Here is a 13,351-nt window from a genome sequence, read left to right as displayed (position 1 = left end):
CGCGGCTTATCGGGCGCCCCAGCCCCCCCTCTCATCCCCTTTTGCAGTGGGTTTGATCGCCCCCCTGTCCGCCCTTGGTCCCAAGGAATGGTATTGGCGGCAGGCGAGCAACAACGGGTTCTTGCCGCGAGCAGACAGTTCTTGCGATCCCGACGCCGCCGGCTGACCTTCCAAGCGGTTGCGCCTCCGCCCCTCGGAAAGGTTCCTGGTCCGGATACCATTGCCTAGCGGATGTCAGTACACGGATGTCGGTACACGACGCGACAAGCGTGTTTAGAATGACTCGACAGCCTGGGCCCGTGCATGGGCCGGGTGGTGGAACGCGCTTGTGCCCGGTGGCCGCTTCCGGCCAAACGCCGCTATACCGAAACTCTCGAACATGGCCGGTATAACTTTCAAGCAATCAGAGCTCGACTTCTTTCATAACGAAGGGTACTTGCGCTTGGACCGCGTTCATTCCAGGAACCGTCTGAAGCCGCTCAGGGAGAGCATTCTGCGAGAGCTATCCCGGCTCAAGGTCTGGGCCGGCGGCAAAAGTCTTGGCAGTTCACTAAACGATTTGGCGCCGTTTCAACAGATCTCAAAGCTATCCTCGATGGTGAAGATTGCGAATCTGGACGAAACGCTGAACACGGCAGAAATTCGCAGTGCAATCGCTGACCTTACCGGCAGAACCCCGCAATCCAGCCAAGGTACGCAACCCTTGCTTTCCCTGCCGCATCAAGGGCCATGGTCTTTGGGCAACCTGAACTGGCACGTTGACCTGGCTGCGAAATCGGGCGGTGAGATCCCCGGCATCCAGGCGTTCTATCTGGTCGACGACGTTGGTTTGCACGGAGGCGCGACTTTGGCGCTGGCCCGTTCGCATCGCGTGGCGGGTGAGATGGCTGGCGAGCTTCGTGGATCGTTGAAAACGCCAGCCGATCTCGAAGCCGCTCTCAGCGCGTCCAACACGGAGATCATCGAGATGTCAGGACGGGCTGGCGATGTTTTTTTGATGGACATGCGCGTGCTGCACACCCCGTCCATCAATTCCACCAACCGTATCAGGATGATGGCGACGACCCGTTTCGGCCTGCGCGCAAACAGATAAGGGCGTAGTCTGCGTTGGGTCGAGGCTGTGTGAAACCGCTTTGGCGCTGCTACGGTTGTGTAGATAGAGTCCAGTTCCAGCCGAGAGAGGGTGCGAGAAGCTGGCTGCCCTGCCGCGCGCTCCCGTTCAGGCGGCGATCAAGGCCAGCCCTGCCCGCTTCGTGCCCGGTTGCTCCTGGATTGCGCGCTTCTGCTTGCGCAGCGCGACCGCGTCGACCTCGGCCAAGGACGTATCCTGGTCGGTCAGGCGGAAGACGCGAATGGTGTCGTGCACCATGCTGACCTGGTCATTCAGCGACCCGGCGGCGGTCGCCAGGCGCTCGACCATGGAAACGTTCTGCTGCGTGATTTGGTCGAGTTGGGAGATGGCCGTGTTGACCTGGCCGATGCCCGAGGATTGCTCCTGGCTGGCGTTGTTGATGTGTTCCAGCGAATCCGTCACGCGGCTGATGGCGTCCATCACCTCGTCCATGCGGGTACTTGCCTCGTCGGCGCGCTGCTCGCCCAGGTGCACACGCTGCCCGGACTCTTCGATGAGCACGCGGATTTCCTTGGCGGCCTGGGTGGTGCGCTGGGCCAGCGCGCGCACTTCGCTGGCGACCACGGCGAAGCCCTTGCCCTGTTCGCCCGCGCGCGCCGCCTCGACGGCGGCATTGAGCGCCAGGATGTTGGTCTGGAATGCCACGCCTTCGATAACCTGGATGATGTCGCCGATGCGCTGCGACGCCCGGGAAATCTCGTGCATGGTCGTCACCACGTTCTGCACGGCCTCGTGGCTGCGCTGCGCGGCGCCGACCGTCTCGCGCGCCATGTTGGCGCCCGACTCGGCCATGCCGGTGGTCTGCCGCACGGTGCCGTTGATCTGCTCGATGGCGGCTGCGGTTTCTTCGAGGCTGCTGGCCTGCGATTCCGTGCGCGCGGACATGTCGCGGTTGCCGCCGGCGATCTCGCGCGCGCCGCCGCGCAAATGGGCGACCTGTTCGCGCACATCGCGCACCACGGTGCGCATGGACACCGCCAGCTGGGCCAGCGCCAATTTCAGCTGGCCGATTTCGGCCTTGCCGTCGACCCGCACGTGCTGGGTGAGATCGCCGGCGGCCAGCACGTTGGCGGTAGAAATGACTTCGCGCATCGGCTTGACGCCGATGCCGATCAAGTGGCGAGCCGCCAGCATGGCGGCGACCAGGCCCGCCAGGGCCGGCACCCACTCCGGCGCGCCATAGGGCTTGCCGATGAAGTACGCCAGCGGCGGCACCGCAGCCATACAGAGGGAAGACAGAATAATGTGCCCGCGCAGGCCAAAGGAGAACAGGCGGCCGAGACGCCCGAACAGGCTGTTGTTCAGCACGGCGCCGTGATGCAGCACGTGCACACGGCGGCCGCGCTCAGCGTCGTGCCGCATGTCGGCGTACAACGCTTCGGCTTCCTCGATTTCGTCCTTTGGCGCGTGGGTGCGCACGGACAAGTAACCGACAATGCTTTTGCCGTTGCGCATGGGCGTGGCGTTGGCGCGCACCCAGTAGTAATCGCCATTTTTGCGGCGGTTCTTGATCAGGGCCGTCCAGGGCAAGCCCGCCTGGATGGTTTCCCACATGTCGCGGAAGGGTTCTTCCGGCATATCGGGGTGGCGCACCAGATTATGGGGCTGGCCGATCAGTTCAGCGTGCGTAAAGCCGCTGACCTCGATGAAATTGGCATTGCAATAAGTGATGCGCCCTTTCAGATCCGTGATCGAAATAAGTGTCTGATCCGCCGGAAAATCGTAACAGGTCTGGGTAACAGGCAGATTGGTGCGCATTCGATGCTCCACGACGTGAGGCACGGCCAGCGGGCATTTTCCCGGGTCCGGCGAACCATGGGATCACCATGGGAATGTCGCCAATCTTATACAGATTGCATACATTGTTGAATAAATATTTCTCGATGTGTTGCAATTTTCCGATATAAACCGGCCGTCGACACGACGCTTGGCGCCCTCGTCCCGCGGTCTTATGCTAGGCATCAAGCGCCGTCACGGAGGAGGCTCCCATGTCCCTCGTTGTCCGACCCGCACGTGCTCAAGAGTTGGCGCGCGCTCAAGAACTGGTTGCCCGCAGCATCAATGATCTGACGGTTCGCTGCGGTTTCGGATCCATCGCCACCGCACGGCCGCCGGATTTCCAGGCGTTTTGCCTTCGGGACGACCCGCGCGGCGTGTGGGTAGCCGAGGACGATGGCGAGATGGCTGGCTTTGCCCTGAGCTGGGTATGCGGCCGGCTCTGGTTCCTGGCGGAACTGTTCGTTGCCCCCGGCCGGCAGCGGCAGGGTATCGGCCATGAGCTGCTGCGTCGCACCATCGCACATGCCAGCCTGGCCGGCGCGACCGAAAAATGCCTGATCACCTTCGCCTTCAACGTCGAGTCCCAGGGGCTGTATGCGCGGCACGGCCTGCTGCCCCGCGTCCCGATCCATTTGTGCTGCGCCGAGCGTGAACCGCTGGCGCGTCACGTACGGGGCACAACGCTAGATGCGACGCCCATCCAGGCGACGGCCGCGGATCTCGAAGCGCTGCAGACATTCGATATCGCGGCCTTGGGGGTTTCGCGCGAAAAGCATCACCGGTACCTGCTGGGCAATGCCGGGACAAAAGGAGTTTTCCTGGACGATGGAGGCGAGCGCATCGGCTACGCATACATCGCGGCAACGGGCCACATCGGTCCGCTGGCGGTGATGCATACGCATGCGATGCCCAGCGCATTCAGGGCGGCATTGGCCATCGCCGCCGCAGGAGAGGCCAGGCAGATCTCTGTATTCGTCCCCGGCACAAGCGAAGCATTGGCCATCGCCGCTGGCGAAGGCATGCAGTTCACGCTGCCGATGGTGCTGATGTCCACACACGACTGCGGCGACTGGACGCGCTATCTTCCGCGCAACCCCGGCTTCATGTGAAACGATCCCGTTGACGTAAACTCGGTGGCACCTGGCCGTCTGCCCCGATAGGCCGCGATGCCCGACGTCACGAGCTTGTCGCGCGTGACCGGCCCACGATCAGCACCTCGCAGCGCTTGCGCATCAGCTGCGCGCACACCGCCAGGCCCATGCCCGAGCTGCCGCCGACGACCACGACCCGTTGCCCTGCGAGACTGTTGCGCATGCTCATCTTCCTTGAAAACCGTATTTGGAGTGAGCGATCTTGGCGCGGCCCGCTTTCGGGCGCCAGCAGGAATGTCCGATCGTTGCATCGGACATTCCGATGCCGCGTCGAAGAGAATGCGCGAGGCTAGCAGGCGCTTTCCCGTTTCAGCGCCGCAGCAACGCGGACGGCTGCGCTAATGGCGAGCAGCGGCGCAACGGCCAGCACCGCGAAGACCCACCACGCGGCGTTCGACGTGCCCTCGATGCCGCCCGGCACGTTCAGGCCGCCCAGGTTGGCAAGCATGCCGGCCAACGCCGAGCCCAGGGCCGTGGCGAACAGCTGCACCGTGGTGATCGAGGTGGCGGCGGCGTCCTGATCGCCGCTGGGGGCTACCTGCAAAATCCGGGTCAGCAGGTGGGGCCAGCCCAGCCCGATGCCGAAGCCCACCAGGGCCAGCCCCAAGCCAATGAACCCCAGCACCGTCCAATCGCCCTGCGCATGCAATGGGGTGCTGAACGCCAGCACCACCATGCCTGCCAGGACCAGCACCGGGCCATTGGCGATGGCGCGGCGCACGTTCTCGTGTTTCCACCCCGAACTCCAGATTTCCGATACCGTCCATCCCGCCGCCATCAAGGCGGCCAGGTAGCCGGATACCAGCGGCGTCTGCGCATGCAGGACCTGCAGGAAGTACGGCACGAAGGTTTCGCTGGTCATGCCGACCACCAGCAACCCGATCGTGAGATACAGGGCCAGCAGCGGAGAATCCAGGCGCAACGCATTCCGGGGAAACAGCCGGGTTTCGCTGGTGAATTCCCTGCGCACCAAGAGCAGCGTCGACACGGCGGCCAGGGCCACGCCGGCGAGGTTCCAAAGCGGCGCCGACGACATGCTGCCTACGCTCACCGCCAATACGGCCACCGTCAAGAGCAGCAACTGCATCAGCGGCAGCCTGCTGGCGGCGGCGGTGTCGTCCCGATCGCGCGCGGGCAGCACCAGCCACACCAGCAGCATATACAACAGTGTCATCGGCACCAGCGAACCGAACGCGGCCCGCCAGGCATCCATTTGCGCGAAGACACCGCCCACCGCGGGCCCCAGCAAGGTCGCCACGCCCCACATGCCGGAGATCAGCGCCATCGCCATCGGCCACAGGCGCGCTTCGAACACCGCATAAATCATGGCGTAGCACAGCGCGAACAGAAACCCGCCGCCCAGCCCCTGCAAGGCCCGGCCCAACAGCATTACGGGCATGTTCGGCGCCAGGGCGCAGATCAGGCTGCCCACGATGAAGACCGCGGTGGCGGCGGCATAGGCGCCGCGCGAGCCCGCGGCCGCCAGCAATCGCGCCGTCAACGCCGATCCCAGGATGGAGGCGACCACGAACAGGGTCGTGTTCCAGGCGTAGAGCTCCAGGCCGCCGATTTCCTTGACCACCGACGGCAACACCGTGGTCGCGATGTAGATGTTGATCGCATGCAGCGCGACCCCGCCCGCCAACGCGACGGAACGCGCCAGATTCACGCCGGAGAGCAGGCCTCCCCAACTTCCTTCCTGTGCAGACATGCGATCTCCAGACGACACAAAGCCCATGCGCGCCGTTGTCCTGGACAGGAGGACGCGCCATCCAAATAAAACAAGAATATTCTTTGATTATTATGGAGGCGCGATTATTTCGTCAAGAAATCCCTTTGATAATTCACTCAGGCGCGCTGCCGTGCGCGCGAAGCCGCCGTGGCCAGCACCACGACCGCCAGGGCCAGCGGCACGAAGGACACCCACAGCACGGTGTCCCAATCGTAGGCGGCCAACAGCCCCCCGGATGCGAACGAGCCCACTGCCATCGTGCCGAAGACGACGAAATCGTTAAGGGACTGCACCCGGGTTTTTTCTTCCGGGCGATGGCATTCCAGCACCAGCGCGGAAGCCCCCACGAAACCGAAGTTCCAGCCGACTCCCAGCAGGACCAGCGTCAGCCAGAAGCTGGCGACGTCGACCCCGGTGAGGCCGACGGCCGCGGATAGCCCGGTGAGCAGCAGGCCCGCCGCCACGATGCGGCCGGCGCCGAAGCGCACGATAAGCCGCCCGGTGAAGAAGCTGGGCGCGTACATGGCGATGACGTGCCACTGCAGGCCCAGGTTGGCGTTCTCTTGGGAATGGCCGCAAATGTGCATCGCGAGCGGCGCCGCCGTCATGAGGAAGTTCATCAGCATGTAGGAGACGGCGCCGCAGATGACGGCCGTGATGAACAAGGGCTGGCGCGCGATGACGGACAACGGACGGCCCATCGCGACTTCCGCTGGCGTTGGCGACGGCAGCCGGACGCCCATCAGGACGAGCGCCGACAGCGCGGCGACCACCGCCTGCATAAGGAACGTGGCGGCGAACATATGCGGCTGCCACAGATACATGGTGTGCGTGACCAGCTGCGGCCCCACCACGCCCGCCACGACGCCACCGCCCATCACGAAGGAAAGCGCGCGCGGCCGCAGCGCGGGCGAAACGCCGTCCGCCGCCGCGAACCGGAACGAGAGCACCACGGCCGCATACGCGCCGCCGAAGAAAGTCGCCAGGCAGAAGAGCCAGAACGAACTCGACACGATGGCCGCTGCCGCCAGCAATCCCACCAGCACGCCGCAGCCGGTCCCGGCCAGGAAGGCCGCTCGCCTGCCGTAGCGGCGCGCGATGGCGCCCACCGGCATGATGCAGGCCGCCATGCCCACCACGAAGATGGAAATGGGCAAGGTGGCCAGCGCCTTGTCCGGGGCCAGCATGTCTCCGACGATCGCCCCGGTGGCGTAGACCACCACGGAGTTCGCTCCGGCCAGCGCCTGGGCGATGGTCAGCCGCGCGATGTTTCCGCGCTGGTCGCGCGACGAGAGTTCTTGCATGGAACCGCTGGCTGATGCTGGCGCGACGGAAGACAAGGCATACCCCGATAATTAGTTAATAAGTGAAGGTTATTAAGCGACACGATACCCCCTTTGTTCCGGGGCGGCCGAAACGGCGCCGGATTCCAGGCCCGACGGCAATCCGGGCAAGGCTGGCTAGCCGCGCCGATCGGCCCGATCCATAGTGAGCACCATGCGGAACTCCACCTCACCGGACCGCATGCGGCGGTATGCCTCTTCGGCCCGTTCCAGCGGCAGGGTCTCGATCCTGGGCAACGCGTCGGCCAGCACGCTGAACCTCAACGCCCTTTCGGTTTCATGCGGCGATCCTGTGATCGAACCCATTACCGAGCGCTCGCCGCCCACCAGGTGCCCGGAAAGCACAGGCAACGCGTCCTGGCAGATCCCCAGCAGCACCATTCGTCCGCGCGGCGCCAGCCCCGCCATGGCTGCCGCGGCCGCCCCCGCGTCGCCGATGGTGGCGATGATCGCCTGGGCGCCGCCCATGGCGCTGAGGGCGTCGGCCAGCGCCTCGCGGGCGGTGTCGACGTAGATGTGGGCGCCAAGGCCAAGGGCCGCCTGCGCGATGTCCTGGCCGCGCCCCGCGGCCACCACCTTGAAACCCATCCGGCGCGCGTATTGCACCGCCATGTGGCCCAGGCCCCCGATCCCCAGCACCGCGACCAGGTCTCCGGCTTCGGCGCCGCACTTCCTGAGCGCATTGAAGGTCGCGATGCCCGCGCACAGGATCGGCGCGGCGTCCTGCGAATCCAGTTCCTCCGGGATGGCCACCAGGCCCGAGCTCCGCGCAACCATCATTTCCGCATAGCCGCCATCGCACGTGGCGCCGACGACAGGCTGATTGGCGCACAGGTTGAAGTGCCCCTGGCGGCACGGCCCGCACAAGCCGCAATGGCCGCCCATCCGGCCGACACCGACGCGCTGCCCGATGCGCCATAGGGAAGGCACACCCGGACCCAGCGCGGTGATGCGGCCCACGGCCTCATGGCCGGGCACGCGGGGCTGGCCGGGCGCCACGCGCTTGATGTCGGCCGCGTCGGCGCCACAGACTCCGCAGGCCTCGACTTCCAGCAGGACCTCGCCGTCTCCGGGCGCCGGCATCTCGCGTTCGACGAGTTCCAGCCTGCCGGGATGCACCGCCTGCACTGCGCGATACGTGGTCGTCATAGCCTCTCCATCCCTCGATCGCTCAGTTGCGGCCGGCCATCACGCCGCCGTCCACGTCCCAGATGGCGCCCGTGACCCAGCCGGCCTTCTCCGACAGCAGGAAGACTATGGCTTCGGCAACATCCCGCGGCGTCCCGATGCGGCCGATGGGATGGAAACCGTTGAAGCCCTGCAGCGCGCCATGGACTTCGTCCTTGGGAATGAAACCTTCGTAGATCGGCGTCTGCACCACCGCCGGCGACACCGCATTGACGCGGATGCCCCTGGGAGCCAGCTCCATCGCTAGATGCTGCGTCAGCGCATGCAGGCCGGCCTTGGCCATCGAGTAGGCCGATGACGGCGTCGCCGCGATCGCCTGCTTCGCCCACATCGATCCGATGTTGACGATCGCCCCCCGGACGGCCGTTGGCGACCAGGTTTGCGGCGACCGTCTGCGTGATGAAGAAGAACGCCTTGTTGAGCTGCATGTACTGCTCGTAGTCCGCGTCCTGGTGATCGAGGAAGGCCTTGGGAAAGAACACGCCGGCCGCATTGACCAGCAAGTCGATGTCGGGATGCCGCAAGCCGATCTCCTCGATCAGGGCGGCAAGCCCGGCCTCGGTGGACAGGTCCGCCGTCACCGCCCAGACCGCCCCCAGCGCGGCCAGTTCGCTGCGCGCCTGCTCGGTCTTCTCCTTGCGGCTTCCCACGATCACGGCGCTCCCGCCTTCGGCAAGAACCATTCTTGCGGTTTCGCTGCCCATGCCGCTGGTGCCGCCCACGACCAGCAGCTTCCTGCCCTTGAATGCATTGCCCACGATAAGAACTCCCGGGCGATCGACGCCCTCTTCCATTGATAGAAAATCTGTTCAGGTTGCCGCCACCAACCCGTGCGGAAAGGCCTGATTTGCGCGGCGCATGACTTGTAGATAAAGATAGATTTTTCTCCGGAGCTCGCGTCCAGGCAAACGAGATAAACTTCGTTTTATTGAAAGAAAATCTTTATTGATATGACATTACCCGCACACCTGAACGCCTTGCGGGCATTCGAGGCCAGCGCTCGGCACCGGAGCTTCTCCGCCGCGGCGGCAGAGCTGCACGTCACGCCCGCCGCCGTGGGCCAACTCGTGCGCACGCTGGAGCAATGGCTGGGCGCCTCGCTGTTTCACCGCAGCGCAAGCGGGAAAGTCCGGCTGGTTCCTACCGAAGCAGCCGAACGCGCATTGCCCGACATCCGCGCGGGCCTGGCCAGGCTGGCCCTGGGGCTGGAACGGCTGCAGGAAGCGTCGCCGAACGGGCTGCTCACGGTGGCCGTCAGTCCGGCGTTCGCGGCGAAATGGCTGCTGCCGCGCATCGAACGCTTCCAGGCCGCCTGGCCCGACACCGACGTGCGGCTGGACACCAATCTCAAACCCGTCGACTTCGTGTCCCAGCAGATCGATATCGGCGTGCGCTATGGCCTAGGCGTGTGGCCGGGGCTGGCGGCGGAAAAGTTGATGGACGAAGAGGTCTATCCTGTCTGCTCGCCCGCGCTCCTGCGCCGCGGCGGCCGGCTGGACCGGCCCGCCGACCTGCTGCGCGAAACCTTCATCCACGACCTGTCGATGGACGGCCACCTGGGCTTCCCGACCTGGGATATGTGGCTGGAGAAGGCCGGCGTCCAGGCAGGGCCAGCCCGGCGCAGCATGAAGATCAATAATTCCGCGGCCGTGCTGCAGGCCGCCATCGACGCGCACGGCGTCGCGCTGGCGCGCAGCGTCATGGCGCGCGACGATCTGGCCGCCGGGCGCCTGGTCAGGCTGTTCCCCAAGGTCGCCTTCCCTTCGGCGCTGGCCTACTACGTAATCTATCGCCCCGAGACCGCTCCCCTGCCCCGGCTGAAGGCGTTCCGGGACTGGCTGTTCGAGGAGGCCGTGCCCCCGGGGCAAGAGGCGCCGCTCGGCCAGGTCTAGGGCCTGAGCGAAGCGCCGATCAATCTGCACAGCCCCTGGGCGGATTGGCGTCTTCCCAGACGCTCAGGAAGTGATCGGCAAGGGGATCGGATCGCTGGGCGAGTCTGACGAGTTCCAGCGTGAAGGGGATGTCCAGGCCGGCGGCAGGCCGGAACGCCACGTGGGCAGTCCATTGCCGTTCGAACGACAAGGGAACGATGGCATACCCCAGGCCCTCGGCCACCATGCCCACCATCGTCAGGCTGTCGGTCACGGAAACCCGGCACTGCGGCTGGCGGATGCGGGCGGCGGCGCAGGCCTGGGCCACTTTGTCGTAATGGACAGGCGAGCGTTCCCGGGGAAACTCCAGAAAGGGCAAGCCCGCCAGGTCCTGCAGCCGCAGCGCCTTTTTCCGGCGCGCCTGCGGCCAATGCGCGGGCAGGGCCAGCGCCATGCGGTCGTCGAATATCGGCAGCCCGGTGAACGCGGCGTCCAGGGGCGAACGCCACGCCAGGATGCCCAGGTCCAGCTCATGCCGATGCAGCTTGTCGAGCTGCTCCGCCGAATGCATGGCCTCGATGCGAACCTCGGCCGCCGGCGAGACATCGTGCAGTTTCAGAATGGCCGCAGTCAGCTGCGCGATGCCGCTATAGCCCGGCATGACGCCGATCCGCAGCGTGCCCGCCATGCCGCGCGACGCGACCCGCACCTGTTCCCGGATGGCGCTCGTGCGCCCCAGGATATCCAGCGCGCGCAGCCTGAGCTCTTCTCCGGGCCGCGTCACGGCCACGCCGCGCGGCAACCGGGTGAACAACGCCGCCCCCAGTTCGGCCTCGAGCGCGGCGATCTGCCGCGATAGCGCCGGCTGCGCGATATGCAGGGACCGTGCGGCCTCGGCGATGCTGCCGGCCTCGCAAACGCCCAGAAAATACCGTAGCTGCTTCAATTCCAAGGCACGCTCCCCGACGCCCATCCTATGCTGAGAAAGTATATTGAGTATCCGCCAGCGGTATTTGTGCGGCCTCTCATTGCGCTCTAGCATTTCCCCACGATTTACCACACTGGGGATGCACGATGAAAGAGGCCGCACCCGGCCGGAACACCGGTTCCGGGCTCAGATCTATATCCCAGCAGCATATACCGGCCCGCAACGGCGAACGGTCGACCTATTTCACCGACATTGATTTCGACAAGCAGGGAAAGCAGGCCGGCTTCGTCTATTTCCCGCACTCCCCTCATGACGACGCGTGGGGAACCATCCGAGTCCCGCTGGCCGTGATCGCCAACGGCGAGGGGCCGACAATCCTGCTGGAAGGCGGCAACCACGGCGACGAATACGAAGGGCCCATCGCACTGGGCGAACTGATCCGGACCCTGGATCCGCAAAGCGTCCAGGGGCGCCTGATCATCATCCCCGCCATCAACGCCCCGGCGGTCGATGCCGGCCGGCGCACCTCGCCGATCGACGGCAAGAACATGAACCGGGTGTTTCCCGGCGACCACGCCGGCACGATCACCGAGCAGATCGCGGCCTTCGTCAACGACGAACTGCTGCCCCGCGCCGATGCCTTGCTGAGCCTGCATTCGGGCGGCTCTTCCCTGAACATCGTGCCCAGCACCATCGTCATTCCCTGCCCCGACAAGAAGCAATTCCAGCGCTGCCTCGACGCGGCGCATGCCTTCGGCGCGCCGATGTGCGTGGTGATGGACAATCTGGGCGACCGGCGCCTGTGCGTAACCGCGGCGATGGCGGCCGGCCTGACCTGCGTCAGCACCGAGATGGCGGGCGGTGGCGTCGTTACGCCTTCGGCGCTGGACCTCTGCCGGCAAGGCATGCTTCGCGTGTTGCGCCTATGGGACGTCCTGGCCGGCGACGAAGCGTCGTCAAACGCAGCCTCCCGGAAACAGCCCTACTTTGAAATGCGCGGCGCAAAGGCTTATGTGATCGCTTCCGAGCACGGCATATTCGAACCCCAGGCCGTGGCCGGCGCCCAGGTGGAGCAGGGTGAAATCGCCGGCCGCATCCACTTCCTGACCGCCCCCGGCAAGGAGCCGGTCACCCTCTATTTCCAGGAGCCGGGCATCGTCTATTCCACCCGGCAATATGGAATCGTCCATCCCGGGAACACCTGCGCCGTCGTGGCCAGCCCGCAAAGCGGACACTTTGCTTGAAGGGCCGGCCCCTGCGCGCAGGCCCCCGCCGCCTAGCATTAAAGGAATCGTTGTCATGACCCTGCACGTGAATACCCCCGCCATCCGATCTACCGTGTTCTCGCAACGCGCCGGACTGGATGTGTACCTAAAGATCGAGAGCATCCAGCCTTGCGGCTCCTTCAAGCTGCGCGGCGTGGGCCATGCCTGCGCCGTGCTGCACGGCAAGGGCGCGAAACGGTTCGTCTCTTCCTCAGGCGGAAACGCCGGCTATGCCGTCGCCTATGCCGGCCGGGAGCTCGGTGTGCCGGTCACGGTGGTCGTGCCGGAGACCACATCCGAAAAGGCCAAGGCCCTCATCGGCAGCGAAGGTGCGCAGGTCATCGTGCACGGCAGCTCCTGGCAGGAAGCCAACGCGCATGCGCAGGCGCTGCTCGACGGTGGATCGGAATTCATCCACCCCTTTGACCATCCTCTGCTCTGGGAAGGGCACGCATCGATGATCGACGAACTCGCCCTCCAATGCGCCAAGCCCGACTTGATCGTCTGCTCGGTCGGCGGCGGCGGACTGCTGGCGGGCGTGGGGGAAGGCCTGCTTCGGAACGGCTGGGCCGACGTCGGCATCCTGGCCGTCGAGACGGAGGGTACCGCCTCGTATGCCGCGGCGCTTGAACACGGCAGCCCCGTGGAGCTACCCGCGGTCGCCGGCCTGGCGACGTCGCTGGGCGCGCGCCAGGTGTGCGGCCGCGCCCTCGACCTTGCGCGCGAACTGGAGATCAAGAGCCATGTCCTGTCGGACGCTGAGGCAGTGCAAGGTTGCGCCGACCTCCTGGACGCGCACCGGTTATTGACCGAACCCGCTTGCGGCGCTTCCATCGCGGGCCTGGATAGCTTGCGCCGCCATTTCCCGGACGCGCGCAGCGCCGTGATTATCGTGTGCGGCGGGGTGGGCGTGACGGCGCAACAGCTCCAGACATGGCAGCGCGGCCCTGGCGGTTAACTGC

Annotated in this window: 11 protein-coding genes and 1 pseudogene; 5 read left to right on the top strand and 7 right to left on the bottom strand. The window is 65.6% G+C overall.

Annotated elements, in window-relative coordinates:
• Nucleotides 1–442 precede the first annotated feature (442 nt).
• Nucleotides 443–1,093 (top strand): phytanoyl-CoA dioxygenase family protein, encoded by a 651-nt coding sequence (locus tag AGI3411_RS09360; protein ID WP_244240302.1) that lies wholly within the window; start codon nucleotides 443–445, stop codon nucleotides 1,091–1,093.
• A 126-nt stretch (nucleotides 1,094–1,219) separates the two neighbouring features.
• On the opposite strand, the gene AGI3411_RS09355 is transcribed toward AGI3411_RS09360, so the two are convergent.
• The gene (locus tag AGI3411_RS09355) at nucleotides 1,220–2,890 is read right to left on the bottom strand and encodes a methyl-accepting chemotaxis protein (RefSeq protein WP_129527103.1); all 1,671 of its coding nucleotides are present in this window, start codon (nucleotides 2,888–2,890) and stop codon (nucleotides 1,220–1,222) included.
• A 230-nt stretch (nucleotides 2,891–3,120) separates the two neighbouring features.
• Here AGI3411_RS09355 and AGI3411_RS09350 point away from each other — a divergent pair, with 230 nt between their 5' ends.
• Nucleotides 3,121–4,020: a GNAT family N-acetyltransferase gene (locus AGI3411_RS09350; protein ID WP_129527102.1), complete on the top strand. Its 900-nt coding sequence runs from the start codon at nucleotides 3,121–3,123 to the stop codon at nucleotides 4,018–4,020.
• Between the two features lie 67 nt (nucleotides 4,021–4,087).
• On the opposite strand, the gene AGI3411_RS09345 is transcribed toward AGI3411_RS09350, so the two are convergent.
• The 5 genes and pseudogenes from AGI3411_RS09345 to AGI3411_RS09325 all read right to left on the bottom strand — a co-directional run bounded on the left by AGI3411_RS09345 (nucleotide 4,088) and on the right by AGI3411_RS09325 (nucleotide 9,083).
• Nucleotides 4,088–4,225 carry a hypothetical protein gene (locus AGI3411_RS09345; RefSeq protein ID WP_244240301.1) on the bottom strand — a complete coding sequence of 46 codons (138 nt, stop codon included), beginning with the start codon at nucleotides 4,223–4,225 and terminating at the stop codon, nucleotides 4,088–4,090.
• A gap of 126 nt (nucleotides 4,226–4,351) precedes the next feature.
• Nucleotides 4,352–5,773: an MFS transporter gene (locus AGI3411_RS09340; RefSeq protein ID WP_129527101.1), complete on the bottom strand. Its 1,422-nt coding sequence runs from the start codon at nucleotides 5,771–5,773 to the stop codon at nucleotides 4,352–4,354.
• 137 nt (nucleotides 5,774–5,910) lie between these two features.
• Complete coding sequence (locus AGI3411_RS09335) at nucleotides 5,911–7,098, bottom strand: MFS transporter (RefSeq protein ID WP_129527100.1); 1,188 nt, start codon at nucleotides 7,096–7,098, stop codon at nucleotides 5,911–5,913.
• A gap of 156 nt (nucleotides 7,099–7,254) precedes the next feature.
• On the bottom strand, nucleotides 7,255–8,286 hold the full coding sequence (locus AGI3411_RS09330) for an alcohol dehydrogenase catalytic domain-containing protein (RefSeq protein WP_129527099.1): 1,032 nt from the start codon (nucleotides 8,284–8,286) through the stop codon (nucleotides 7,255–7,257).
• A 22-nt stretch (nucleotides 8,287–8,308) separates the two neighbouring features.
• Nucleotides 8,309–9,083 (bottom strand): annotated as a pseudogene (locus AGI3411_RS09325) (SDR family NAD(P)-dependent oxidoreductase).
• Nucleotides 9,084–9,275: 192 nt separating this feature from the next.
• Between AGI3411_RS09325 and gcvA the strand changes: the two are divergent.
• Nucleotides 9,276–10,217, top strand: coding sequence for a transcriptional regulator GcvA (gene gcvA / locus AGI3411_RS09320; RefSeq protein ID WP_129527098.1), 942 nt, complete (start codon nucleotides 9,276–9,278; stop codon nucleotides 10,215–10,217).
• Nucleotides 10,218–10,236: 19 nt separating this feature from the next.
• On the opposite strand, the gene AGI3411_RS09315 is transcribed toward gcvA, so the two are convergent.
• Nucleotides 10,237–11,148: a LysR family transcriptional regulator gene (locus AGI3411_RS09315; RefSeq protein ID WP_165359120.1), complete on the bottom strand. Its 912-nt coding sequence runs from the start codon at nucleotides 11,146–11,148 to the stop codon at nucleotides 10,237–10,239.
• A 122-nt stretch (nucleotides 11,149–11,270) separates the two neighbouring features.
• Between AGI3411_RS09315 and AGI3411_RS09310 the strand changes: the two genes are divergently transcribed.
• Together AGI3411_RS09310 and AGI3411_RS09305 are read left to right on the top strand one after the other, a co-directional pair.
• Nucleotides 11,271–12,368 carry a succinylglutamate desuccinylase/aspartoacylase family protein gene (locus AGI3411_RS09310; RefSeq protein ID WP_129527096.1) on the top strand — a complete coding sequence of 366 codons (1,098 nt, stop codon included), beginning with the start codon at nucleotides 11,271–11,273 and terminating at the stop codon, nucleotides 12,366–12,368.
• 55 nt (nucleotides 12,369–12,423) lie between these two features.
• Nucleotides 12,424–13,347 (top strand): pyridoxal-phosphate dependent enzyme, encoded by a 924-nt coding sequence (locus tag AGI3411_RS09305; RefSeq protein WP_129527095.1) that lies wholly within the window; start codon nucleotides 12,424–12,426, stop codon nucleotides 13,345–13,347.
• Nucleotides 13,348–13,351 lie beyond the last annotated feature (4 nt).

It is taken from the genome of Achromobacter agilis (assembly GCF_900496965.1).
Classification (GTDB): domain Bacteria; phylum Pseudomonadota; class Gammaproteobacteria; order Burkholderiales; family Burkholderiaceae_B; genus Achromobacter; species Achromobacter agilis.
This window is presented reverse-complemented; position numbering and strand designations above follow the sequence as displayed.